The following is a 24,567-nucleotide window of genomic DNA, read 5'->3' on the forward strand; positions in this document are numbered from 1 at the left end:
TGCACCATGAAGGCTCTAATAAAAATTTCTAATATACGATCAGAGAGTGATGTAAATAGGATAAGAACAGCCCTTGGAGCTGAAGAAGGTGTGGTTGCTTGTCATATAAAGGGTGAAAAAGGAGAAGTGGAAATAGTATACGATAATTATTTTATTAATGAAGAAAAGATATATGATTTATTAGAAGATATGGGGTATACAAAGAGGTAAAGATTGTATAAGAATTAACTTTTATAAATATTCACTTTTAAAAATATTAAAAACGTGATAAAATATAGGAGGCATGTACATAAATATGTACTCATGCATTTAAACTGTTGGGAGGTGTTTTTCATGGCATTTAAAATTGCTGATTCATGTGTTAGTTGTGGAGCTTGTGCTTCTGAATGTCCAGTTGGAGCAATTAAACAAGGAGATACTCAATTCGACATCGATGCAAGTTCTTGCATAGATTGCGGAAACTGTGCTAATGTATGTCCAGTTGGAGCAATATCACCTGAAGAATAAGATTAAATAAAAAAACCGTCATAATGACGGTTTTTTTATTTTATTAGGAAACTCAAAAGTTTTACTATAATAGGTGATAAAATTACTGTGATTAATCCAGCAAGGCCTATGGATAGGCCGCTCATGGCACCTTCAGTTTCTCCTAGTTCAATAGCTTTACCAGTACCTATTCCGTGAGAAGAAGTGCCTATAGAGACTCCCTTAGCTACTTTGTTATTAATTCTAGCTATTTTAAGAACCCAAGGAGATATAATTGCTCCAAGTATTCCTGTTGGGACAATAGCAGCTAGTGCTAATGGAGGCATGCCTCCAAGCTGTTTTGCTATTTCAATTCCAATAGGGGCAGTAACTGATTTTGGAACTAAAGATAAAGTAATAGAACTATCTAAGTTAAATAAATAGCAAAGTAAAATAATGCTTATCATTCCAATAGTTGAGCCAGCTATTATGCCAACTATTATAGGGATAAAGTTTTTTTTCAAAAGGTCTATTTTCTTATATAATGGAACAGCTAGTACAACTGTAGCTGGACCAAGTAGGAAAGATATAAAGCTTCCACCCTTATTATAGTCCTCTAAACTTATGTTGAATTTTAGCAAAAATCCAATTACTAAAATTATGCTTATAAGCAAAGGATTCAATAAAGCAATTTTTATCTTAGAATTTATGAAGCATCCTATTTGAAAGGCAATCAATGAAATTAATATGCCAAATATTGGTGTAGAAATAAGTTCTTTCATTTAGCACCTCTCCTTATCAAAAATTGAACTATAGCTCCCGTAGACACGAGAATTATAACAGTAGATACTACGCAAATAATGACTATTGGCAGTAGATTTTCTTTTAAAATTGAAAGGATAGAAATTAGAGCTACTCCTCCTGGTAGAAATAGAAATGTTAAATTATCAAGAAGAAAGTTACTTATTTCTTGAATTTTATCAACTTTTATTATTCCTTTATAAAGACAAGCTAAAAGAATTACCATACCTAAAACATTACCCGGTATAGGCAAGTGAAAAGTTTTACTTATAAGTTCTCCTAGAAAATATATACCAAATACAATAGTAATTTGTCCTAATAATTTCAAAACAGCACCCCATTTCTTTAATAAATAATGTCGTCTAAAACATTATATAGTACAATATAGCTTTTTTTATGTTAAAAATCAATTGATAAATATACAAGTTAAGTTATAATTAATCTATGTTTTAAATGGAGAAGCTATAAAAATAAAAAATTACTTAAAGTGGTGGTAGAAATGAATAATAAATTGATAAAGGAAGATGAAACCCTGGAAGATTTACAACTTAAGGGGCTTTCTATAATACAAAAGAAAGATGGCTTTAGGTTTGGGGTCGATGCGGTTCTTTTAGCTAATTTTGCAAATGTAAAAAAGGGAGATTATGTTATAGATCTTTGTAGTGGTACTGGGATAGTACCATTTATACTAGCAGGAAAGACCCAAGGGGAGAAAATAATAGGGTTAGAAATTCAAGAGGAAATGGTGGAAATGGCCAAAAGATCTGTTGAAATTAATAATTTAGAGAATAGAGTTGATTTTATACAGGGAGATTTAAAGGATATAAGTATGTTGAAGAATTTTTCTAGGGCAGATATTATAACTGTTAATCCACCCTATAAACTTTTTAATTCTGGTATAGTAAATCCAGAGGATAAAATGGCGATTGCAAGGCATGAAATTCTGTGTACTTTAGAAGATGTAATCATTGCTGCAAGAACTTTGTTAAAGGATAATAAAAGAATGTTTATGGTACATAGACCAGATAGATTAGCAGATATAATAACCCTTATGAGAAAGCATAAGATTGAACCTAAAAGAATTCAAATGGTTTATCCAAATACAAAAAAACCTCCTAATATTGTACTTATAGAAGGGCAAAGAGATGGAGGAGCCTTTTTAAAATGGGAGGAGCCTTTATTTGTTTATAATGATAATGGAGGATACACAGAGCAAATAGATAGAATTTATGGAAGATGTAAATAAAATTATGGAAGGGAAGTTAAGGTTTTGAGTGGAAAATTATATGTAGTTCCAACTCCAATAGGAAACTTAAAAGATATTACCTTAAGAGCACTGGAAGTGCTTCAGGCAGTAGATCTTATAGCAGCAGAGGATACTAGACAAAGCCTAAAACTGCTAAATCATTTTAACATTAAAAAACCTCTTATAAGTTATCATAAGTTTAATGAAAATATAAAAAGTGATAATATAATTGAAAGCTTAATTGAAGGTAAGAATATAGCTTTAGTATCTGACGCGGGAACACCAGGAATTTCTGACCCAGGAAGTGTTATTATAAAAAGATGTATACAAGAGAACATACCTTTTGAGGTATTAACAGGTGCTACTGCAGTTACAACGGCGCTAGTTTACTCAGGATTAGATACTACAAAATTCTTATTCAGAGGATTTTTACCTAGGGATAATAAGGATAGAAAACAGGTAATTGAAGATATAAAAAATAGACCTGAGACTTTAGTTTTTTATGAAGCACCTCATAGACTTCAGAAGACTTTAGAATTTTTATTTGAGAATCTAGGAGATAGAAAAATAGCTTTATGTAGAGAACTTACAAAACTTCATGAGGAAATAATTAGAGTCAGTTTAAAAGAGGCTATTGAATATTACACTTTAAATGCTCCAAAAGGTGAATTTGTTCTTATTATAGAAGGTAAAAGTGACGAAGAAATAAAAAGAGAGGTAGAAGCTGAATGGCAGGAATTAACCATAGAAGAACATATAAAAAAATATATGTCTGAAGGATATAACAAGAAAGATGCAGTAAAAATGGTAACAAAAGATAGAGGAATATCAAAATCTGAGGTGTACAAATACTCTATAAATTTGTAGAAAAAGCTAGTATACTATTGGTTAAAGACTAAAAAAGTAAAATATGAAGTTTTTTGTGCTGTAAATCATACCCGTTTAATGATATAATATATTATGTTACCGTATTATATAATAAAGAGAAAGGAGATGATATTATTGCATAAAAAGGTGAGTTATATAGTAACTAGTGCGTTATTAATAGTTGCTATGAGTACCACTGCGGTTTTAGCTGAACCTTTGTCGGACAAGCTTAAACAACAGCAAACTGAAATGCAAGAACATAAAAGCCAATATAATACTGCAAAACAAAAAGTTGACGAAATTGAATCAAAAATTGAACACTTTGATTGGCAAATTGAAGCCTTGTTAACTGAAATAGAAGAAAATAAGACTAAAATTAAATCAATTGAAAATGATATAGAAATATCAAAACGAGAAGTACAAAAAGCTGAAGAAGAAATAAAAGCAGAACAAGATTTATATAACGAAAGAATGAAAACAATGTATATGAATGGCGTTGGGGGATACTTAGATGTAGTCCTTGGTGCAGAAAGCTTAAGTGATTTATTTGAAAAAGTAGAAATAGTAAAAAAGATCACTGAGTTAGATAAAAAGATTGTTAATGAATTAAAAGAAAAACAAGAAGCATTAAATGTTAAGCAAGAAAAACTTAAAGAAGAGCAAACTAAGCTAATAGCTTTAAATAATACACAGGAAGAAAAGAAAAAAGCCTTAGAAAAAGATAAGAGCGAACAGGACAAGCTTATTGCAGATGCTAGAAGACAAGCGGATGCATATGAAAGCGTTGTTAAGGAAGACCAAGCTAAGATAAAAGAAACTAAAAGACTTATTGCGCAGATGACAGCAAAGGTTTCATCAAGCTCTAAACCTTCAAGAGGGTCTGCATCATATTCATCAGATGCCGTAGTTTCCTATGCTGCTAAATTTTTAGGAGCACCATATGTATGGGGAGCTAATGGAGCAGAAAGCTTTGATTGCTCAGGATTTACTAAGTACGTTTATGCTCATTTTGACGTTAGATTACCTAGAGTATCTAGAGATCAAGCAGAAGTAGGAACTTATGTAGCTAAGAGTGATCTTCAACCAGGAGATTTAGTTTTCTTTGGCTATAATGGCGGATCTGGATCAATACATCATGTAGGAATATATGTGGGTAATGATTCTTATATTCATGCTCCAAGAACTGGAGATGTAGTTAAGATAAGTAGTCTTTCAAGCAGGTCTGATTATGCTACAGCAAGAAGAGTGAGATAAATTTAGAAACCGTATTAGAAGTACATACTTAGACCCTCTGTAAATTCAGAGGGTTTTTTAAAACAATAAAAACTCCATGGAAAAATCATGGAGTTTTTTTATGGAAAAGATTATTTTACGTCAGTTTTTAAAGTATCTAAACAGTTATGGCAAATATTTTTACCTTTATAGTTAATTACATTTCTTGCATCTCCGCAGAAAATACAAGCTGGCTCATATTTTTTTAGGATAATTTGTTCTCCGTCTACATAGATTTCTAGAGCATCTTTCTCAGCAATATCTAATGTTCTTCTCAATTCTATTGGAATAACTATTCTTCCAAGTTCATCTACTCTTCTTACTACACCTGTTGATTTCATTAAAATTTCCTCCTTAAATAATAAATAATATATATTTAGCCTGCTACATCTTTCGACATATCCTTACTTAAATAATAGCAAATATGACAAAAGAAGTCAACATAAAAAATGTTTTTTTTAGATTAAGTTACAAATTTCTTATTAACTTCCATCTAAAGTTAATATACTACCAATTTATTCAAATGTCAATATGTAATTTTTTATGAAAAATTCCTTGCATTAGCCTATAAATATTCCTGAAAATCAGGGATTGCAAGCATAATGAGGTAAAGATGATAAAAATTATGGAAGTATATTACATTCAAAAAAATAGACGAATTCATGAATAAAATAGTAATTTAATGGATAATAAAATGCAACATGTCGAAAGAATTATATTTCGTAATAATTTATGTCAAAAGATGAATGCTTTTTATGAAAACAAAGTTATTGCTAAGTATTTACTTGTGTTATAATTAATAGTAATTTATAGTAGTAGGTGAAGCAATGAGGGAAATTATTGATAATATAAAGAAAGTTTTACATATTACAAATGGAAATGTTTATATTGTTGGTGGGTATATTAGAGATAAACTTTTGAATATGGAAGTTATTTCCGAGGATTTAGACATTATTTATGAAGGCGATATTAAAGACTTTATAGATAATTTGGAAATGATAGGTTATTCAATTTTTCCTATAAAAGAAAGCATAGGTATCTATAGATCAGTTATTAAAGGTAAAATAATTGATATTGCAAAGCTTAAGGGAAGAAATATAGAAGAGGATTTAAGAAGTAGAGATTTTACCATAAATGCAATTGCTCTAAAGCTTATAGAAAATAAAATTATAGACCCGTTTAAGGGACGAGAACATTTAAAGGCTAAGTTAATACATGAAGTAACTGATAATAGTATAAAAGATGATAAAGTGAGAATTCTAAGAGCATACAGATTGTCTTTAAAGCTTGGAATGCATTTCAGTAAAAGCTGTGAGGAACATATTATTGAAGAAAGCAGATATATAAAACAATATCCAAAGGAAAGAATATATACTGAATTAATAAAGTTAATAGAGGAAGATAAGGAAGCCATAGCTTTTGAAGCCTTAGAAAGATGTGGTGTACTTCAGAACCTAATTCCATATATTGATGAACTAAAGGTAATTGGTAAATGCAGGTATCATATCGAAGATGCATTCACACATATGAATTTAGTATATAAAAATTTTAAAGCTTTACTTAAGGGTAATTTGACTATTAAAGGTTTAGATTTAGAATTATTAAATAATAAGTTAGGTGGAACATATATAAAAAGTTATATAGCTTTTGCTGCTTTTTCTCACGATATTGGTAAGGCTAAATGTTATAAGAAAATAGAAGATAAAGTAAGCTTTATAGGGCATGATAAAGTAGGAGCTGAGATAATTAGTGAAGTGTGTGAAGAACTAGGTTTTCCAAAGGAGGGAAAAAAGCTCATAGAGATTCTCGTTGAAGCTCATATGTATCCATTAGGTCTTTGTAAAAATAGAGTTAAAAATAATAAGAAAAGCTTTTACAAGCTTTTTTCAAGGTACGATAAATTTATTCCATTTATATTAACTTTATCTTATTGTGATATGTATGCTACAAAAATGCTTTATGATCCTGATAATGAAGAAGAACTCTTTAAGAAATATATAGAGCAGCTTTTTGAAGAATATAAACTATTTAGAAAAGCAAGAGATAATAGATTTATAAATGGTAAGCAAGTAATGGAGATTACAAAAAGAGAAGGGAAAGAAATTAAACTTGTATTAGAGGATTTAGAAAAGAAAACCTATTTTGGACTAATTAATAATGCAGAAGAGGCTATAAACTATTTAAAAGGCATAAAGAACATATAATATATAAAGAATATAATTTGAAAGAGAGGTAAATTTAATGAAACTGTTTATTGATACTGCTAATGTAGAAGAGATTAAAAGGGTAAGTAAGTGGGGAGTTTTAGATGGTGTTACTACTAATCCTTCTTTAATAGCTAAAGAAGGAAGAGACATTAAAGAAGTAGTAGAGGAGATATGTTCCATTGTAGATGGACCAATAAGTGCAGAGGTAATAAGCTTAAACAGTGAAGAAATGGTAGAAGAAGCTAAGGAATTAGTTAAAATACATAAGAATATAGTAATTAAGATACCTATGTGTGAAGAGGGCATAAAAGCAGTTAGTGTATTATCAAAAGAAGGAATAAAAACAAATGTAACCTTAGTTTTTTCAGCCCAGCAAGCACTTCTTGCTGCAAAAGCTGGAGCTAGCTATGTAAGTCCTTTTGCAGGCAGACTTGATGATATAGGAAATGATGGCTTACAAGTTGTCGCAGATATAGCAGAAATATTTTATAACTATGATATACAAACAGAAATAATAGCTGCTAGCATAAGACATCCAATGCATGTTCTTAATGCAGCAAAAGCAGGAGCTCATATAGCAACAATTCCGTTTAAGGTTTTAAACCAAATGCTAAAGCATCCACTCACTGATAGTGGAATAGACACCTTCATAAAGGATTACGAAAGCCAAAAATAATAAGAAGTTACAAATCGCTAGTCACTAATCGCTATGGGATGCGAGTATACCCTAGAGATTAGCGACTAGTGATTTGTTTTTTTATTTCAATAATTACATAATAATACAACAATAGTAATAATTCAACATAATAGTTTAAAAAATGAAGCAATTATGATAGAAATATATCGTTTTATTCCACATAGTTTTAACAAGTTATCAACAAGAACATGTGTACAATGTGGATAAGTTCATTTACAAAATACAATAAAATATAATAAAATCAATATTTATCAACATTTTTAAGGTTATCAACAGAAAATGTGTATAACCTGTACATGAATGTTAATAACTTTTCTATTTAAAGTTTAAATTTGAATATGCAATAATTACTTCATAGGAAAATTTATACGGTTAATGTGTCCAATAATTGAATTATTTAACTGTTTAAATTAAGAACTTGTAATAAGTTTATAAATAACTTATAATATAATAAATGTTTATTACAAAATAAGTATATTTTGTCGGTTAAATATAGGAATCTAATAATGGGTGCTTTTGTGTAGGATTATATAGAATTATGTTATTGTAGGGCTTGAACTTAACATTACGGAGGTATAAAGATTGAAAAACAGTAAGTTTATATTAGATGAACTAAATAAAATAGCTAATGAAATTTCTAAGAATAGTCTAGTTCCTTATGAAGATTTACCACAGTATGACTTGTTTTTATCTCAGGTTATAGATTATTTAAATGATAGGTTTCAAGAAGAACAGTATACAAATAATATTGTCCAAAATTATATTAAAAATGAAGTTATATCAAAACCTGAAGATGGAAAAAAGAGAGGATATACTAAACTTCATTTAGTTCAATTAGTACTTCTTAGCTATATGAGGCCTATTTTAACTACTGAAGAAATTAAAAAGGTATTTGCTCTTGCTTTCAATAGCATTAATGATAGAACTGACGATATAATTTCTTTTGAAAAAGCATATAAGATTTTTGATCAGATACAAAAAGAAAGTTTAAATAATTTTTTAAATATAGACACAATCAATGAAGAAAAATTTGAAAAGTTCATTGAAGAAAGTGAGTTAAAGGGCGATGACAAGGGGAGAATTTTGGTTTTCCTAGTGGTAATGAGCCTTATTGCACAGGCAAGTGCTATAAAGAAGCTGGCAAAAAAAATAATTGACGAATATGGAGACGATAAATAATATATATTTAAGCTTTTGTGCATATCTACTTTAAGAAGGAGAGGTGATATGCATGGAAGCTCTTGTTGGATTAATTGGGAATGTAGGCTTTCCTATAGCAGTATCTATTTACTTACTTGTAAGGATAGAGAGTAAATTAGAGAAGCTTACCAATAGTATTAATCAGCTTTCAAGTGTCATAAATAATATTCCTAGGTTGTGATAAGCATGTTTTCGAAGATAATGTCAGATAAGTTCTGGCATTATTGCTTTTTAAGCCTCTGAATTATTGACAATAGTATCACTAAGGATTACCATTAAAGTGGGTATGTAGGTGATTATATCAGTATTGGAAAATATATAAAATTTAAAGGGGGTTATGGTATGATAAGTTTAAAAGGAAGAAGTCTATTAACATTAATGGATTTCTCTAAAGAAGAAATTAATTACCTCATAGATTTGGCTAAACAAATGAAAAATGATAAAAAAGAAGGTGTTGAGTGGAAAAGAATAGGAGGTAAAAACATAGTGCTTCTATTTGAAAAGGATTCCACTAGAACTAGATGTGCTTTTGAAGTAGCTGCACATGATCAAGGAGTAAATGTTACATATATAGGACCTACAGGAAGCCAAATGGGTAAAAAAGAATCCATAAAGGATACTGCTAAAGTTCTTGGAAGAATGTATGATGGAATTGAATATAGAGGTTATGGGCAAGAAATAGTAGAAACCTTAGCTAAATACTCAGGAGTACCAGTTTGGAATGGACTTACAGATGAAGATCATCCAACTCAAGTATTAGCGGATTTTCTCACAATAAAGGAATATTTTAACAAATCTTTAGATAAGATAACCTTGGCTTATTTAGGAGATGGAAGAAATAACGTGGCAAATGCTCTATTAATAGGAGCATCTAAGGTTGGAATGAATATAAATATAGTTTCTCCTGAAAAGTTATTACCAGAAGAAGCTTTAATTGAAAGATGTAAAAAAGTTGCTGAAGAGTCTGGATCAATTATTACAATCACTTCTGATATAAATAAAGGAGTTAAGGGAGTTGATGTAATATACACAGATGTTTGGGTATCCATGGGTGAACCTGATGAAGTGTGGAAAGAAAGATTGGAAATGCTCTTGCCATATAGGGTAGATATGAATATGATTAAAGCTACTGAAAATCCTGATGTAAAGTTTATGCATTGTTTGCCTTCTTTCCATGATTTGGGTACAGCTATTGGAAAGCAAATATATGAAAAATACGGGTTAGATGCCTTAGAAGTAACAGATGAAGTCTTTGAAAGTGAATATTCGATAGTATTTGATGAGGCAGAAAATAGAATGCATACTATAAAAGCAGTAATAGTTGCTACTATTTAGAGAGTAAAGCTTTTGTGAGTTCCTAAAAGTATTTGATGGACACACAAAAGCTTTAAATATTTAAAGAGATATATAAGAAATGCAAGAATATTTGAACTAAATTGAAAATATAAGAAAAACTAAAATGAATTAACCGTAAATGTTTACAAAGAAAATCTTTACAGAAATATATAAATATTATATAATTGATTTTAATAAAAACAAATAATCTTCTTTGGAAGGGGGTGCATTAAGAGGAATATAGTTATTCCTAACTATGGAAACGTTTAAAAGACATCTTTTGGTAATGCATCTTTTACCGGAGGGTAATAGTTGAACTTTTGTTTTTGGATTAAGTTCCTAAGGGGTTAGGAACGTGAAAAATTTAATTTTAATGTTTATGGGTGAATTTGCTGACAAATATGTCAGCTCTTTTTTTTATGATATAATATAAGATAATACATAAACGACAGGGGGATTTTTATGCAAAATGGGGTAAAAAATAATGGAGATTTTATTTTAGGGGTTAAAGCTTCTATACCTTTGGTTATAGGATATTTACCTATTGCATTAGCTTTTGGAATATTGTCTAAAACAACAGGCATTTCTATTTTAGATAGTTTTCTTTTTTCAGCGCTTGTTTTTGCAGGTGCAAGTCAGTTTATGGCTTTAAATTTAATTCTAATTGGAGCTGGCTTTGGAGAAATTATATTAACAACTTTACTAGTAAATTTTAGACACTTTTTAATGAGCGCATCCTTAGCGGTAAAGATAGAAGGTAAAATAAAACGATGGATTCCTTTTATTGCTTTCGGAGTAACTGACGAAAGCTTTTCGGTATTATCCTTTAGGGAAGGCAAAATTACTAAAGAGTTTACTCTAGGATTGCAGTTTGCAGCATACTTTGCTTGGGTATCAGGAACAGTAATAGGCTATGTTGCAGGAGGAATTCTCCCTAAAATTATAACTGATGGTATGGGAATTGCTCTTTATGCAATGTTCACAGCCATTTTAGTACCGGAATTAAAGAAATCTAGCAAGGTATTATTTTTAGCTTTGTTATCAGGAGGGGTTAATACCTTATTAAACTATTTAAATCTTCTACCAAAGGGTTGGAATATGATTGCAACTATCATCTTGGTTTCCTTTATAGGATCTTGCATATATGAAGAAGAAGAGGTGAAGCTTTGTGAGCAGCAGTAAGATAATATTAATTTTAGGAATGATGCTTGTTACGTTTATTCCTAGACTAGTACCATTTTTGTTTATTTCTGACAGAGAACTACCTAAGAGATTGAAAGGATTTTTGAAATCTGTACCCTATGTAGCCTTGGGAGCGTTGATTATTCCAGGAGTTTTCTCGGCAACTCCAAGCATGCCTGCTGCAGGCACACTGGGAATAGTTTTTGCATTTATATATAGTTGGTTAAGAGGAGGAATTATGGTTCCTGTCTTTGGATCTATAGTGATAACAGTACTAATGCTGTGGGTAAAGTAATATTATTTATAGGAGGTGAATTTGTGTGGATAAGGGTTTTTTTATTCCAAAGGACATAATGCCATTACTAGAAAAGCTAAAAGAAATTCCGGAAGTAAAAGAAAAGATAGAAAAAGCAGCATCTATGGAAGAAATAAAAAACATTATACAAGAAAACAAGAAGTTATTTTCTGTTTTTTAGATGAATAAAAAAGGAGGAATTAAAAATTCACTCCTTTTACATTTTTTATCTTGATAATTGAGTTTTAATCCATGTTAATGCAGTTGGATCATATGCTAATTGAACGTGATTAATTGGTAAAACTTTTTTCTCTAATAAAGTTGCACCACCACTAATCATAGGATCTGTCATGGTAGCACTTGCAATGAAAACAACACCATCGCTTGGACCGTCATCTTCCATAACTACACCATTGATTACGTTTTCACTGCCAGCAAGAGTTGCTAATTGGACTGTAGATTTAACTGGAGTATTTTTTAAAGTATTTATTAAGTTTCCACCTTGGTTTATAGCATAATCTATTCCTTCAGAATAGCTGTAGTAGCCCCAGCCGCCGTAGTAAGTTGTATACCAATCTTGTTCAAAAATATCTAAATCATATACATTATCCCATCTTGCAAGCATTTGAGCTTGACCAGGATATGCACCGCCGCCATCAGCAGCACTATAAATGCTGTGGTATGCAGTGTCAGTTGGCCATCCATATATAGTCATGTAAGTATAAGGAACTGGACCAAAAGCACCTGTAGCCATAATTCCCCATGCAGCCCAAGTGTTTCTAAATGTGTAATCGATACCACCGTTAGGAGCACCTAATTGAATATAGCGTCTTACATCATTTCTAAATGCAGTTCCCCAAGATTTCTTAACATCAGAAACATACATTCTAGAGCTCATGTTACCTTTACTATGAGCTATTAAGTCTACCTTTGTTTTACCTGTGATATCTTTTATTCTTTGAATAGCAGCGGCCAAAACTTCTCTTTGAATGTAATTGTCACCATGTGGATGAGCAAATGTTATAGCGAAAACTGCGTATCCATCAGCTGCTAAAGATTGGGCTAGTCCAGGAGTCGTGCCATTTCTTTCAGGGTCAACTGCAAAATCACCATCAGAACCAGCTCCGTGTACAAATAAGACTGGATAAGGTTTTGTAGCTGTATTCCAACCAGCAAATTTATGTAATAAGAAAAGTTGAGAATTAGGACTTGCATCATTTCCGAAACCTTTTACAATAGTACTAGTCTTGTGTTCATTATCAGTTATAAATAATTCCTGTGTAATATTTGTGTCGTTTACCCTTAGTCTTTCTACTTCTGACCATTTACCTACAACGTCAGGATTAGCAGTGGCAGTAAATGTCTGCTCTAAAGTTATTGTTGGGGCTGCATTTACTGGCTTTACAAAGCTAGTGAAAAGCAGCATTAAGCTAAATAGGGCTGAAAGACATAATGAAATAATGGATCTTTTCTTTTTCAATTTTTTACCTCCTCACAATACTGATGATTATCAAGAAATTAATACAATGCCTCCTTTCTTTAAGTAATCGGTTACATTGAATATATTCTATATTCTCATTAAATTTCCTTTAAAATTTATTCACAATTTACCGACAAATTTTGAAGGAAATTTATAAAAGTTGCTAAAAAAGATAAAATGAAAAAGCAACATAATTCTATAAATAGGATTATGTTGCTGTAACTTCTGAAAAATATAAATTAAATATATTTTCATTTCCCATTATGAAATTATAATTTTCACATAGTATATCCACTAGAGTTGAATCAAATAATACTCCTTTTCCTTTAAGAATAATATCTAAAGAATCAGCAATTTCATATTTTTCTTTATAAGGCCTACTAGAAGTAAGGGCGTCAAAAACATCGCATATTCCAAGGAGCCTTCCTTCAAAGCTGATGTCTTCAAATTTTAATCCTTTAGGATATCCACTTCCATCCATTCTTTCATGATGTTCTCTTATAAAGCTTGCAGAAGTTTTTAAAAAGTCAAAATCATTTACTATTTCATATCCAACAATAACATGATTTTTTACTTGTTCAAATTCATTATTATTTAATTTTGCGGGTTTATACAATATCTTGTCTCTAATAGCTATTTTACCAATATCATGGAGTAGAGCAGCATTTATTAAGCTATAAAAATTTTTATAACAGCTATCAAATAAAAATGCAATATTTGTGGAATATTTAGCTACATTAGTTGAATGATAGTATAGTCCTAAATCTTTTGATTTTATTATTTTCAACATAGAAATAATTATGCTATGTCTATAAGTTTCTATTTTATAAGCCATGTCGCTTACTATTCCTTGATATTGTTTTTTTATTTTATAAAAATCTTCTAGTATACTATCTTCTTTGTCAATTTTCATTTTCAAACTTATAGCATTTCTTACAACGTCCCTTACTTCATTATCATTCCAGGGTTTTGAAAAATAATGATAAATACCACCCTCATTAATAGAGGTAACTGCTACGGATAAATCTGGATATCCTGTCATTAATATTTTTATTGCTTTGCAATTAATATTATTACAATACTTCAATATATCAATTCCAGTTGGAGGGCTCATAATTTGATCAGTGATAATCACATCAATATTAGTATTATCAATTATATTAATAGCTTTTTTAGAATCAGTAGTATATAAAATATTATAATTGTAGTCATGAAATATTCTTAATAAAGATTTTATAACTTTAATGTCATCATCAATTATTAATATGGTATTAGAAAACACTAGTTGTCCCTCCTTAGGGTTATACAATTAAATTTAAGTTTTTGTATTTCCTTGAATTAATATTTCTTTGCTTGTATCATCTTCAATTATTAAATTACCTTTTGAAGTTTTTATTAATTCTCTTAAATAATTTATAATGAGTTTAAATTCCATATTATTATTATAGAGATGATGGAAGTCCCTATGGGTACATTTAATTTTAATTGATAATGTAGGATAATTCATAAATTGAACTGCTATATCATTTATATTGAGCTTTTCAACTAGATATTTAACAAGCTCAAGTAGTATAAGTAATATTAATCTATAATTGTCTATGAATTTAATATCTGAAGCTTCAGCTTCTATGGGAATCTTATTATTTGTTTTATGAATAAAGTTTCTTACAAGTCGTTCTATGTCGAATTCTTCTATAACTGAGGGAAAAGTAGCAAGGAAGGATGCATAAATATTATTTATTAGTTTTAAATAGTACTCAGAAATATCAAGGTAATCTATACTTGATCTTAATTTACTAAATAGAATGTTCTGGATTTGTAGTATTGAGTTATTTATTTTTTTCATATTGACTACATCTAATTCTGTTTTGGCAATAAGAGCATCTTTGGTTTTAAATAATTCCTCATATTCAGAATTTTTTTTCTCTATTGCTTTTTTCATAAGTTCATTTTCTAATCTTAAATTATAATAGTTAACGGCTTCTCTTATTGATGGTAAAAAGTCTAATTCATCATCCCAAGGTTTAGTAATATATTTAAAGACACCTATTTTATTTACTGTTGCTAAAATTTGAGATAATTGATTGTAGCCAGATAGTACTAGTCTTACTGTGTTTGGGGAAACTTCCTTAACTTTTTTTAAAAGTTCAAATCCATTCATACCAGGCATTTTCATATCAGTTATAATAACACTAATGTCATTGGTTTTTATAAGCTCTAAAGCTTTTTCACCACTGAGAGTAAACATAGCTGAGAAATCCTCATAAATAACACTTCTTTTAATTGCACTTAAAATGTTAGCTTCATCATCAACAAAAAGTACCTTGTTTGTTTTCATAGTATATAATCATCTCCGTTACAATTATTTATAATACTTTCACATTCATTTTTTTCAATTTTTAAGTATGAAAATACCTCTTCATTAATTGTAGGCATGAAATCAGGATGCAATAATTTCCATGAATAATAATCTGCTAGATGAACAACACAAACAATATCTCTGTACATTTTACTGGAGGAAAGAGGTTTAGTATGTCGTAAGGCTGTTTCTACAATAGGGGTGGGTAATTGCCACCAATTTAATATGTAAGAGCCTAATTCTTCATGAGTATATTTAAAAAAATTCCTTTCATAAGTTAAAAGATCTAAGTCTCGATTATTATCTTTAATTTTAAGAAAAGCTACATATTCAAGATTAAACAATTTTAATAATACAACTTTTCCTATATCATGAAGTAATCCTGCAGATGAATATTGCTGAGGTAATTTTTTCTTAAAAATATATTCATAGAGCTTTATTGTGATAATATTTGTAAAATAAGAATGCTCCCATAATAATTTCATATAAAAGTCAGAACTATTAATATTAAATAGTTCTATAGCAGCAATTATTGATTTTAAGTTTTCAAGACCCAAGTTTAAAACCGCCGTCTTAATAGAACCAGTTTTTATGCCATAAAAAGCAGAATTAATTGTTCTAAGGATATTGAAGGCCATAGTTTGATCTTTATTAATTAAGTTTATTATATCATCTATACTGGAATAATCATCTTCCATGAGTTTATTTATCTGAAAAAATAGTGTTGGTATTGTAGGAAGCTTATCAGTATTTTCTACTAATTTTTTAAAGCTTTCATGATTAAGCTTATCAGAAGTATCAAATAATTTATTGATTATATCAATGAATTCTTCTTTGTCCCAAGGTTTATTTACATAAAGCTGGGCGATATTTTCACTGACGCATCTAATCATTGAAGAATTATCAGTATATCCGCTAAGTACAATCCTAATAATATTCGGATATAGATGTTTTACTTTTTTAAGTAATTCATAGCCATTCATCTGTGGCATCATAAAATCACTTATTATCATGTTGATATCTGTATTTTCATGTAATATTTTTAAAGCCTCTATTCCACTTTCGGCAAAATAGAGCGTATAATCACTATCAAAGAATTCCCTTTTTATAGAACTTAGAATAGCCCTTTCGTCATCTACGAATAGTATTGATTTCATAATTTATCAACTCTTTTCTTCGTTAATTGGAAGAGTAATTGTTATGGTTGTACCTTTTTTAAAAATGCTATCAATCTTTATATCTCCTTTATGTTTATTTACAATAATATCGTATGAAATACTAAGGCCAAGGCCAGTGCCTTTTCCAACGGGTTTAGTAGTGAAAAAAGGATTAAATACTTTGGTTAAATTCTCCTGCTTAATTCCAATTCCATTATCTTTTATACAACAATAAACATGTCCAATGTCATTCCAGGTACTTATAGTTATTTCTCCAAAAAATTCTGAATCTTCTAAATTCTTTTCTTTTATAGCATGAGATGAATTAATTATAATATTCAATAATACTTGATTTATTTCACTAGGATTTGCTTTAATTAAAGGAAGAGTGTCTAGTAAATCAGTGTTAACAGCAGTATTGTATTTTAGTTCATTTTTTGCAATTATAAGAGTATCTTCTATACCTTCATTTAGGCTATAATCTTCAAAAGAGTCATTTGTACTTTCATGCGCAAAGTTCTTAAGTGTGACAACTATTTTTTTAATTCTATTAAGCCCATCCTCCGTATCTTTATACAGATCTTCTAAATCTGCCATAATGTAATTTAGTTTATTTTTCTCTTCTAGCTTATTTATTTTTTCAATTTCAGAAGAAAGAGAAGGGAGGTTAGAGGTTTCTAATACATGTTTTAACTTTTTAATTTCAAATATATATTCTTTAAGCTTATACACATATTTTTTTAAAGTATTAAAGTTACTGGATACAAAACCTAAAGGATTATTTATTTCATGGGCAATGCCTGCAGATAGCTGACCTACACTTGCCATTTTATCTTCTTGAACTAAGTGCATTTGAGCTTCTTTTAATAGGGCTAAGGTATTTTCCAGTTCATTATTTTTCATAATTAATTCTTCTGTTAATATTTTTTTATCAGTAATATCTTCTGTAACTGATAAGAAATTTGTAATTTTACCTGTATCGTCTTTTACTGGAGAAATAGATGCACTACACCAAAATAATGAGCCATCCTTTTTTTTATTACAAAATTCTCCGTTCCATTCGTAACCATTTTTAATTGCTTTCCACATGGATTCAAAATATTTTTTATCATGTTTTCCTGAGTTCAAAATTTTAACGTTTAGACCTAATACTTCTTGTTTTTTATATCCTGTTATTGCTTCAAATTTATTATTTACATATTCAAGAGTTCCATTTACATCAGTAATCAAAACCGCACTAGATGAGGATTCTAGTGCATTGGATATAGTTTTAATAGTTTTTAAAGCTTCATTTTGTGTACTTATATCTCTTGCAATTATTGAAGCACCAATAAGAGTTCCTGATATATCAAGAATGGGTGATAGGGCAATGGATACTGTAGTTAAATTTCCATCTTTTTTTAAAATAGTAGTTTCATAATGTTCAATGGTAACATACTTTAGCAATTTCTTCATGGCAGCTTCAATTTTGTAGTAGTTTTCTTCAGGAAGTAAGATTTTTGTGCTTTTCCCTAATACTTCATCCTTACTGTATCCAAAAATGTTCTCTGCACCCTTATTCCAGCTTGTGATTATTCCATCTAAAGTTTTGCAGAATATAGCATCTTGAGAGTTTTCAACTATATAGGCAAGTCTTTGAATTTCTTCTTGGTTTTTTAATCTTTCAGAAATATCTCTTATTATGCTTATGACAAATTTTTTCCCGTTATCATCTATAATAATAGATTTTACTTCTACAGGAAAAGAGGATCCGTCTTTTCTATAGTGAGCAGTAGTAAAAAGAATGCCCTCTGTTTTGGCCTTTTCAAATTGTTCATGAGCAATAAATTGATTTACAGGGCTTCTAAGGTTAAATATGCTTAAAGAAAGCAACTCTTCTTTTGTATAGCCATAGGAATTTACAGCTTGTTCATTAGCATAGACAATATCACCTTCAAGAGTAAGCAAAAATATGATATCTCCAGCATGCTGTAAAATTGAGTGGTATAGTTGGTTTTTTTCTATGTTTTCAATACTTTTCAAGAAATGCACCTCCCCTAAAAGCCATTAATAGAATTTCGTATATTTGTAAGATGGTACAGTAAATTCCACATAATTTTGTTATTAATATTATAATACCACTTTTTATTTTAAATTTCGCTATTATTATAAATCGATTTCATATAAATTTTAATTAATATATACTATAGTAAGAATCAATATATTTTTATTAGGTATGGTGTAGGAGTAAAGCTATGGATATAATAAATAATATAGGAGGGCGAGAAGGGTGATTAGTGAAGGTAAGGAAAAGGTATATAGTATTTTAAAGGACTTAAACATTGAATATACAAGACATGAGCATAAAGCAGTTTTTACTGTTGATGAAGCTAATGCTTTAGATATAAATTTACCGGGGAAACATTGCAAGAATCTATTTCTCAGAAATAGAAAAGGTAATATACATTATCTTCTTGTAATAGAGGATCATAAAAGGGTTGATCTAAAAAATTTGGCTAAGGAAATAGGAAGTACCCCGCTATCTGTTGCATCAGAAGAGAGATTGCTCAAACATTTAGCTTTAACTCCTGGAAGTGTTACACCTTTTGGACTTATAAATGATGAACAAAGAGAAGTAGAGGTGCTTATAGATAAGGATTTAGCTGATGGAGATTATGTTAATTTTCATCCAAATGTAAATACTTCAACTCTTACTATTTCTTATAAAGACTTTGAAAAGTTCTTAAAATGGTGCGGTAATAAGGTTAGGGTTGTTCTGGTATAAAATTAGTAGTAAAATATTATGGAAATTGATTGGAGGAAATATGATGAATAAACAAATTGTAAAACCATCGCTGCTGCCAGGATTTATGGAATTGTTGCCAGCGGATCAAATAGTTTTTAATGGAATGATGGATAAAATACGCAATGTATATGAAAAATATGGGTTTATACCTATGGATACACCAGCTATAGAAAAATCAGAAGTGCTTTTAGCAAAAGGCGGAGGAGAAACTGAAAAACAAATATATAGATTTAACAAAGGTGATAGTGATTTATCCTTAAGATTTGATTTGACAGTACCTCTAGCAAGGTATGTTGCACAGCACATGAATGAACTTACCTTCCCTTTTCGCAGATATCAGATAGGAAAAGTATATAGGGGAGAAAAGAGTCAAAAGGGTCGTTATAGAGAATTTTATCAATGCGATATAGACATTATAGGTAATGAAAAATTGAGCGTTATAAACGATGCGCAGCTTCCAAGCATAATTTTTTCAATCTTTAAGGAGCTTGGATTAAATGAATTTAAAATACATATAAATAATAGAAAAGTAATCAGTGGATTTTTCGAAGCCTTAGGAATTGAAAATAAGACAGAGGTTTTAAGGATAATAGATAAGGTAGACAAAATAGGAGTAGATAAGGTAAAGGCAGAACTTAAGGATAATGCAATTTCTTATGAAAGTATAGAAAAAATTGCAGAGTTTATTAGTTTTAATGGAAGCAATGAAGAAGCCTTAGCCTTCCTTAAAGAATTAAATATTACAGACAAGAGTTTTATTGAAGGGGTTGAAGAGCTTGCTAAGGTTGTTCACTATATGGAAGCCTTTGGAGTATCTCTGGAAAACTTTATAATAGATTTAAAGATAGCTAGAGGACTAGATTATTACACAGGAACAGTTTTTGAAACTACACTAGATAAATATCCTGAGGTAGGATCTATCTGTTCTGGAGGCAGATATGATAATTTAGCTGAAAATTATACTAACAAGAATTTACCTGGAGTTGGAATATCTATTGGATTAACTAGATTATTTTCTCAGCTAAAGGACTTAGGCCTACTAAAAGGTGATAATCCATCAACTTTAACTGAGGTTTTAGTAGTTCCTGTGGAGGATACTATGGATTATTGCATAAATATAGCTAATAAATTAAGAGAGAATAATATAGTTACAGAAGTTTACCTTGAAGAAGGAAACGTGAACAAGAAATTAAAATATGCAAACAAATTAGGAATAGCAAATGTAATTTTGGTTGGAGGAGAAGAAGTAAACAGCGGGCTATTGACCTTTAAAAAGTTTGATACTGGAGAACAATTTAAGCTGTCTTTAGATGAAATTATTAAGAGATTTAAATAAGGCATGAGTATAAATTCGGGGTTAAGAGACTTAGATTCTCTTAACCCTTTTTAGGAGGGGAAAGTATGGGAAACACCATTGTAGTGGATAAGGTAAGTAAAAGTCTAGGTAAAAAAATGGTCTTAAAAGATATTGACTTAAGTATCCAAAAAGGACAGATATATGGGCTAATAGGACCCTCAGGAGCTGGAAAGACAACTCTTGTAAAAATGATAGTGGGAATGGAGAAGGCTGATACAGGATCAATTCAGGTGCTGGATAAAAAAGTGCCTAATCTTCAGCTATTGAACCATATTGGTTATATGGCTCAAGCAGATGCTCTTTATACAGAATTAACAGGGCTTGAGAATCTGAAATTCTTTGCCTCCTTGTTTAAGATGAATAAAACAGAACAAAAAGAGAGAATATCGTATGCAGCAGAACTAGTAAATTTAACTAATGAGCTAAATAAAAGAGTTTCTGCTTATTCAGGTGGAATGAAAAGAAGACTTTCCCTTGCAATAGCCTTAATTCAAAATCCTAAAATACTTATATTAGATGAACCAACTGTTGGTATTGATCCTGAACTTAGCTTTTCAATTTGGAATGAGTTGTTTCGTTTAAAGAATGAGGAGGAAAAAACCATTCTTGTTACAACACATGTTATGGGAGAAGCTGAAAAATGTGATTATCTTGCAATGGTTAGAGAGGGATGTATCCTAACCAAGGGAACTCCAAAGGAATTAAAGGAGCATTATAAAGTAGATAGTTTAGAGGATGTATTTTTGAAGGCAGGTGGAATTAAATAATGAGAACAAAGGCTTTAGTAAGTAGAATATGTCAGCAGATGCTAAGAGATAAAAGAACATTAGGATTACTGTTCATTGCTCCATTATTAATTCTTACCTTAATGTATTTTATATTTAATGGAAATGCAGTTGATCCTAAACTAGGTATAGTTAATGTTAGTAAAAGTGTAACAGAAGCTCTAGAAAAGAATGATATTAACATAATAGAGTATAAAGAAGCAAATAACGATGTGATTATTTCAGATAACCTGGATGGATTACTCCGAGTAGAGGATAATAAATTAAAGTTAACACTTCAAAATAGTGATCCTAGCAAGTCAAAAGCATTACTAATGAAAATAAATCAAGCTGTATTAGCCCAAGCACAAGTTAACAATATTGCAGCTCCTGCTTTAAAGGCTCCAAGTATTGATGTAAGTTATTTATATGGAGATAGTGAAACTACGTTTTTTGATGTATTAAGCCCAATACTGGTAGGTTTTTTCGTTTTCTTCTTTGTTTTTCTTATTTCAGGAATAGGTCTTTTAAGGGAGAGAACTACAGGAACCTTGGAAAGACTAATGGCTACACCTATTAGAAGACAAGAAGTGGTATTTGGATATTTGATAGGCTACGGAATATTTGCCGTGGCACAGACGATTCTTGTGGTACTGTATTCAGTTAATGTTTTAGACATTACCCTAGTAGGCTCTATATGGAATGTAATACTCATCAACCTATTGCTAGCTTTAGTAGCACTTTCATTAGGGATTTTCTTATCCACTTTTGCAGCCTCTGAATTTCAAATGATTCAGTTTATTCCAATTGTCATAGTACCTCAGGTATTCTTTGCAGGAATTTTCCCACTTGAAGGTATGGCAGATTGGCTAAGGGGAATTGGTAAAATCATGCCTATATATTATGGTGCAGATGCCTTAAAAGGAGTAATGTATAAAGGCTTAAGTTTAAGTGATATTAGTACAGATATATTTGTGTTAATTATATTTGCAATAATTTTCATTGTGCTAAATATAGTTACTTTAAAGAAGTATAGAAGGTTGTAGAAAATAGTAAAAATCTTATATACCCTGGCTGAATAGATAGGATAAATTGAAAATTATTTACATATGTATTATAATATTTACAAATATGAGTGAAGAGGTAATATATATGGAAAATATAAAAAAATATCCTAATTTAAAAGGGGCCATTTTTTTAGTGCTATATTATGAGTTTATAGCACTAGTACCATCTTTGATTTTTGAATTAATAAGGCAGATATTTAGAATACCAAAAAATAATCAGATTATTTCAATGCTCACAGTTATATCTACTTTTATGTTGACTCTGCTATGGTTAAAGAGAAAAAATAGATTAAATATATCTAAAGATATGTTTTTGCTAAAGAAATTTTCGGTATCTAGGTTTATTATAATTGCTATAACAACAGTTGGAATGTTACTTTGCATAGTGAGAATTAATGAAATAGTATTGAATATTTTCCCAGTACCTAAGTTCATTGAAGAGTTATTTTCTTCTCAATTACTAGGTGGTACAAGTGAAACTTTGATATTCGTGAGGATAGTGATAGTAGCCCCTATAATAGAAGAAGTAATTTTTAGAGGAATCATTTTAAGAGGATTTTTAAGTAATTATTCTGAGAGAAAAGCAATATTTTTATCCGCATTAATATTTGCCATAATACATTTTAATATATGGCAGTTCCCTAGTGCCTTTTGTGTAGGAACTTTTGCTGGATGGATATTCTCTAGAACTAGATCTATTTCAACCTGCATTTTAATTCATAGTTTATATAATGGAAGTAGTCTTTTAATTAGTTTTGTGGGCGATAATAGTTTAGTGCTTGACAATATAAGAGGCACTAGTTATCCTGAACTTATTGGACTAGTTATGTTGGTTTTAGGAATACTTTGGCTTAAGAGAAGCTATAAAAATTCTCAGATAAAAGATGTGGAAGCTTCTATATGAAAAGTTTATTTGATTTGAGTTTTACTTGAGCCTTTTATAGAAGGTATAAAATTATGCCATAAAATAAATAGGGAAGGAAGGCTATTCATAATAATAGGAAGGGATACTTTTCCATCTGCTCTATATATTTTAGAAAATTATAATAGGGTATAATAATACATAATCAATTATATTTTTAGAGAGGACTATTATTATGAAGATAGAGTATGATTTAACTAAAGAGGATTATGTAGAATATAATCTGCATTTTATTTCAACTTCTGAAACTATGAAGAAATCTTTATTTATACAGAGATATATAATTTCTCTGATATTTTTGGTAGCACCCTTTTTGGTTGTAAAAATTACCGATGCACCTTTAATGTATTGGATAGTGGTTTTCATAATTGTATATGTATTATGGGTTGCTTTTTATGTTAGGTTCTTAAAGCGTTCTGTAAAGAAAAGAATCGAAAAGCTAGTGGCAGAGGGGAAAAATACTAACATATTCGGTAATCATAGCTTAACTTTAACTGAAGAAGGAGTTGTAGAAACTAGCAGCTTAGGAGAAGCTAAAACTAATTGGTCAGCTGTTGAGAAAGTATATGATACTGAGAAGTATTTGTATATCTATATTAGTTCCATTAATGCTTATATTATTCCAGTAAGAGCATTTAAAAGTTTAGATGAAAAGAATGAATTCTTGAGAAAAATAAATGATGGGATGGATAAAGCCAATGAAAAATAAAAACAACCTAAAACTTAGTAAAGAAAAAAGAGAACAGATGAAAAATGAAATTAAAGTATACTTCTCTAATGAACGAGATGAAGATTTAGGAGATTTAGGGGCAGGGCTAATTTTAGATTTTATTATAGAAGAGCTAGCACCTGAATTTTATAATCAAGGGGTATTTGATGCCTACCAATACATGAATGATAGGATGGAGGATGTGTTGGGACTGCAGAAGTAGTAAAATTTAAAATTGATAAATAAAGTTTAGATAAACCGTTACTAGTAGTGTAGCGGTTTTTATATTTTGGTGTTAGTTAACTATATAAAAAGTTTTACTGTTATAATATAGCATTTTATCAATAAATATATATATAAATTTATTGATAAATTTATATATATAACATATAATAATATT

General features: G+C 29.9%; 28 protein-coding genes. 20 read left to right on the top strand and 8 right to left on the bottom strand.

Going from position 1 to position 24,567, the window contains the following annotated elements:
• The first annotated feature begins 6 nt into the window (after positions 1 to 6).
• Positions 7 to 210, top strand: a complete 204-nt coding sequence (locus CLHOM_RS12235) for a heavy-metal-associated domain-containing protein (protein WP_052221985.1) — start codon at positions 7 to 9, stop codon at positions 208 to 210.
• A 123-nt stretch (positions 211 to 333) separates the two neighbouring features.
• Positions 334 to 507 carry a DUF362 domain-containing protein gene (locus tag CLHOM_RS12240; RefSeq protein ID WP_052221986.1) on the top strand — a complete coding sequence of 58 codons (174 nt, stop codon included), beginning with the start codon at positions 334 to 336 and terminating at the stop codon, positions 505 to 507.
• Positions 508 to 542: 35 nt separating this feature from the next.
• Here the strand turns inward: CLHOM_RS12240 and CLHOM_RS12245 are convergent, their stop codons facing one another.
• Entirely contained in the window at positions 543 to 1,247 is a 705-nt protein-coding gene (locus CLHOM_RS12245) for an LrgB family protein (RefSeq protein WP_052221987.1), read from the bottom strand.
• On the bottom strand, positions 1,244 to 1,594 hold the full coding sequence (locus tag CLHOM_RS12250) for a CidA/LrgA family protein (RefSeq protein ID WP_052221988.1): 351 nt from the start codon (positions 1,592 to 1,594) through the stop codon (positions 1,244 to 1,246). Before CLHOM_RS12250 ends, CLHOM_RS12245 begins: the two co-directional genes overlap by 4 nt.
• Before the next feature lie 171 nt (positions 1,595 to 1,765).
• On the opposite strand from CLHOM_RS12250, the gene CLHOM_RS12255 reads away from it, so the two are divergent.
• The 3 genes from CLHOM_RS12255 (at position 1,766) to CLHOM_RS12265 (ending at position 4,633) form a co-directional block, all read left to right on the top strand.
• Positions 1,766 to 2,512: a tRNA1(Val) (adenine(37)-N6)-methyltransferase gene (locus CLHOM_RS12255; protein ID WP_052221989.1), complete on the top strand. Its 747-nt coding sequence runs from the start codon at positions 1,766 to 1,768 to the stop codon at positions 2,510 to 2,512.
• Between the two features lie 24 nt (positions 2,513 to 2,536).
• Complete coding sequence (gene rsmI, locus CLHOM_RS12260; protein ID WP_052221990.1) at positions 2,537 to 3,379, top strand: 16S rRNA (cytidine(1402)-2'-O)-methyltransferase; 843 nt, start codon at positions 2,537 to 2,539, stop codon at positions 3,377 to 3,379.
• A gap of 126 nt (positions 3,380 to 3,505) precedes the next feature.
• Positions 3,506 to 4,633: a C40 family peptidase gene (locus CLHOM_RS12265; RefSeq protein WP_074782974.1), complete on the top strand. Its 1,128-nt coding sequence runs from the start codon at positions 3,506 to 3,508 to the stop codon at positions 4,631 to 4,633.
• A 110-nt stretch (positions 4,634 to 4,743) separates the two neighbouring features.
• On the opposite strand, the gene CLHOM_RS12270 is transcribed toward CLHOM_RS12265, so the two are convergent.
• Entirely contained in the window at positions 4,744 to 4,992 is a 249-nt protein-coding gene (locus CLHOM_RS12270; protein WP_052221992.1) for an AbrB/MazE/SpoVT family DNA-binding domain-containing protein, read from the bottom strand.
• 486 nt (positions 4,993 to 5,478) lie between these two features.
• Here CLHOM_RS12270 and CLHOM_RS12275 point away from each other — a divergent pair, with 486 nt between their 5' ends.
• The 8 genes from CLHOM_RS12275 (at position 5,479) to CLHOM_RS18375 (ending at position 11,748) form a co-directional block, all read left to right on the top strand.
• Positions 5,479 to 6,855: a tRNA nucleotidyltransferase/poly(A) polymerase-related protein gene (locus CLHOM_RS12275; RefSeq protein ID WP_052221993.1), complete on the top strand. Its 1,377-nt coding sequence runs from the start codon at positions 5,479 to 5,481 to the stop codon at positions 6,853 to 6,855.
• Positions 6,856 to 6,892: 37 nt separating this feature from the next.
• Positions 6,893 to 7,534 carry a fructose-6-phosphate aldolase gene (fsa, locus tag CLHOM_RS12280; protein ID WP_052221994.1) on the top strand — a complete coding sequence of 214 codons (642 nt, stop codon included), beginning with the start codon at positions 6,893 to 6,895 and terminating at the stop codon, positions 7,532 to 7,534.
• Between the two features lie 603 nt (positions 7,535 to 8,137).
• Complete coding sequence (locus tag CLHOM_RS12285; RefSeq protein ID WP_052221995.1) at positions 8,138 to 8,734, top strand: DUF1836 domain-containing protein; 597 nt, start codon at positions 8,138 to 8,140, stop codon at positions 8,732 to 8,734.
• Between the two features lie 52 nt (positions 8,735 to 8,786).
• On the top strand, positions 8,787 to 8,936 hold the full coding sequence (locus CLHOM_RS17965) for a YvrJ family protein (protein ID WP_074782976.1): 150 nt from the start codon (positions 8,787 to 8,789) through the stop codon (positions 8,934 to 8,936).
• A 161-nt stretch (positions 8,937 to 9,097) separates the two neighbouring features.
• The gene (gene argF, locus CLHOM_RS12290; protein ID WP_052221996.1) at positions 9,098 to 10,090 is read left to right on the top strand and encodes an ornithine carbamoyltransferase; all 993 of its coding nucleotides are present in this window, start codon (positions 9,098 to 9,100) and stop codon (positions 10,088 to 10,090) included.
• A gap of 462 nt (positions 10,091 to 10,552) precedes the next feature.
• Entirely contained in the window at positions 10,553 to 11,272 is a 720-nt protein-coding gene (locus CLHOM_RS12295) for an AzlC family ABC transporter permease (protein WP_052221997.1), read from the top strand.
• A complete protein-coding gene (locus CLHOM_RS12300) occupies positions 11,259 to 11,567 on the top strand; it encodes an AzlD domain-containing protein (RefSeq protein WP_074782978.1) in 309 nt (102 codons plus the stop codon). Before CLHOM_RS12295 ends, CLHOM_RS12300 begins: the two co-directional genes overlap by 14 nt.
• A 25-nt stretch (positions 11,568 to 11,592) precedes the next feature.
• Positions 11,593 to 11,748 (top strand): hypothetical protein, encoded by a 156-nt coding sequence (locus CLHOM_RS18375; protein WP_161803223.1) that lies wholly within the window; start codon positions 11,593 to 11,595, stop codon positions 11,746 to 11,748.
• 45 nt (positions 11,749 to 11,793) lie between these two features.
• Here CLHOM_RS18375 and CLHOM_RS12305 read toward each other — a convergent pair whose 3' ends face one another.
• The 5 genes from CLHOM_RS12305 to CLHOM_RS17970 all read right to left on the bottom strand — a co-directional run bounded on the left by CLHOM_RS12305 (position 11,794) and on the right by CLHOM_RS17970 (position 18,585).
• Complete coding sequence (locus CLHOM_RS12305; protein WP_052221998.1) at positions 11,794 to 13,047, bottom strand: esterase/lipase family protein; 1,254 nt, start codon at positions 13,045 to 13,047, stop codon at positions 11,794 to 11,796.
• Positions 13,048 to 13,255: 208 nt separating this feature from the next.
• Positions 13,256 to 14,329: an HD domain-containing phosphohydrolase gene (locus CLHOM_RS12310; protein ID WP_052221999.1), complete on the bottom strand. Its 1,074-nt coding sequence runs from the start codon at positions 14,327 to 14,329 to the stop codon at positions 13,256 to 13,258.
• Positions 14,330 to 14,362: 33 nt separating this feature from the next.
• Positions 14,363 to 15,385 carry a response regulator gene (locus CLHOM_RS12315; RefSeq protein WP_052222000.1) on the bottom strand — a complete coding sequence of 341 codons (1,023 nt, stop codon included), beginning with the start codon at positions 15,383 to 15,385 and terminating at the stop codon, positions 14,363 to 14,365.
• Positions 15,382 to 16,563: an HDOD domain-containing protein gene (locus CLHOM_RS12320; RefSeq protein ID WP_052222001.1), complete on the bottom strand. Its 1,182-nt coding sequence runs from the start codon at positions 16,561 to 16,563 to the stop codon at positions 15,382 to 15,384. The genes CLHOM_RS12315 and CLHOM_RS12320 overlap by 4 nt, the downstream gene beginning before the upstream one ends.
• A gap of 6 nt (positions 16,564 to 16,569) precedes the next feature.
• The gene (locus CLHOM_RS17970; protein WP_161803224.1) at positions 16,570 to 18,585 is read right to left on the bottom strand and encodes a PAS domain-containing sensor histidine kinase; all 2,016 of its coding nucleotides are present in this window, start codon (positions 18,583 to 18,585) and stop codon (positions 16,570 to 16,572) included.
• 250 nt (positions 18,586 to 18,835) lie between these two features.
• On the opposite strand from CLHOM_RS17970, the gene CLHOM_RS12330 reads away from it, so the two are divergent.
• The 7 genes from CLHOM_RS12330 to CLHOM_RS12360 all read left to right on the top strand — a co-directional run bounded on the left by CLHOM_RS12330 (position 18,836) and on the right by CLHOM_RS12360 (position 24,390).
• Positions 18,836 to 19,327, top strand: a complete 492-nt coding sequence (locus CLHOM_RS12330) for a prolyl-tRNA synthetase associated domain-containing protein (protein ID WP_052222023.1) — start codon at positions 18,836 to 18,838, stop codon at positions 19,325 to 19,327.
• Positions 19,328 to 19,370: 43 nt separating this feature from the next.
• Positions 19,371 to 20,684, top strand: coding sequence for a histidine--tRNA ligase (gene hisS, locus CLHOM_RS12335; protein ID WP_052222002.1), 1,314 nt, complete (start codon positions 19,371 to 19,373; stop codon positions 20,682 to 20,684).
• A 65-nt stretch (positions 20,685 to 20,749) separates the two neighbouring features.
• Positions 20,750 to 21,472, top strand: coding sequence for an ABC transporter ATP-binding protein (locus CLHOM_RS12340; protein WP_052222003.1), 723 nt, complete (start codon positions 20,750 to 20,752; stop codon positions 21,470 to 21,472).
• On the top strand, positions 21,472 to 22,515 hold the full coding sequence (locus tag CLHOM_RS12345; protein WP_052222004.1) for an ABC transporter permease: 1,044 nt from the start codon (positions 21,472 to 21,474) through the stop codon (positions 22,513 to 22,515). Before CLHOM_RS12340 ends, CLHOM_RS12345 begins: the two co-directional genes overlap by 1 nt.
• Positions 22,516 to 22,621: 106 nt before the next feature.
• Entirely contained in the window at positions 22,622 to 23,440 is an 819-nt protein-coding gene (locus CLHOM_RS12350; protein WP_052222005.1) for a CPBP family intramembrane glutamic endopeptidase, read from the top strand.
• 193 nt (positions 23,441 to 23,633) lie between these two features.
• A complete protein-coding gene (locus tag CLHOM_RS12355; RefSeq protein ID WP_052222006.1) occupies positions 23,634 to 24,167 on the top strand; it encodes a YcxB family protein in 534 nt (177 codons plus the stop codon).
• Positions 24,157 to 24,390 (top strand): DUF2164 domain-containing protein, encoded by a 234-nt coding sequence (locus CLHOM_RS12360; RefSeq protein ID WP_052222007.1) that lies wholly within the window; start codon positions 24,157 to 24,159, stop codon positions 24,388 to 24,390. Before CLHOM_RS12355 ends, CLHOM_RS12360 begins: the two co-directional genes overlap by 11 nt.
• Positions 24,391 to 24,567: the final 177 nt, after the last annotated feature.

Origin of the sequence: Clostridium homopropionicum DSM 5847, assembly GCF_001263795.1 — a bacterium.
In the GTDB taxonomy this organism is placed as follows: Bacteria; Bacillota; Clostridia; order Clostridiales; family Clostridiaceae; genus Clostridium_H; species Clostridium_H homopropionicum.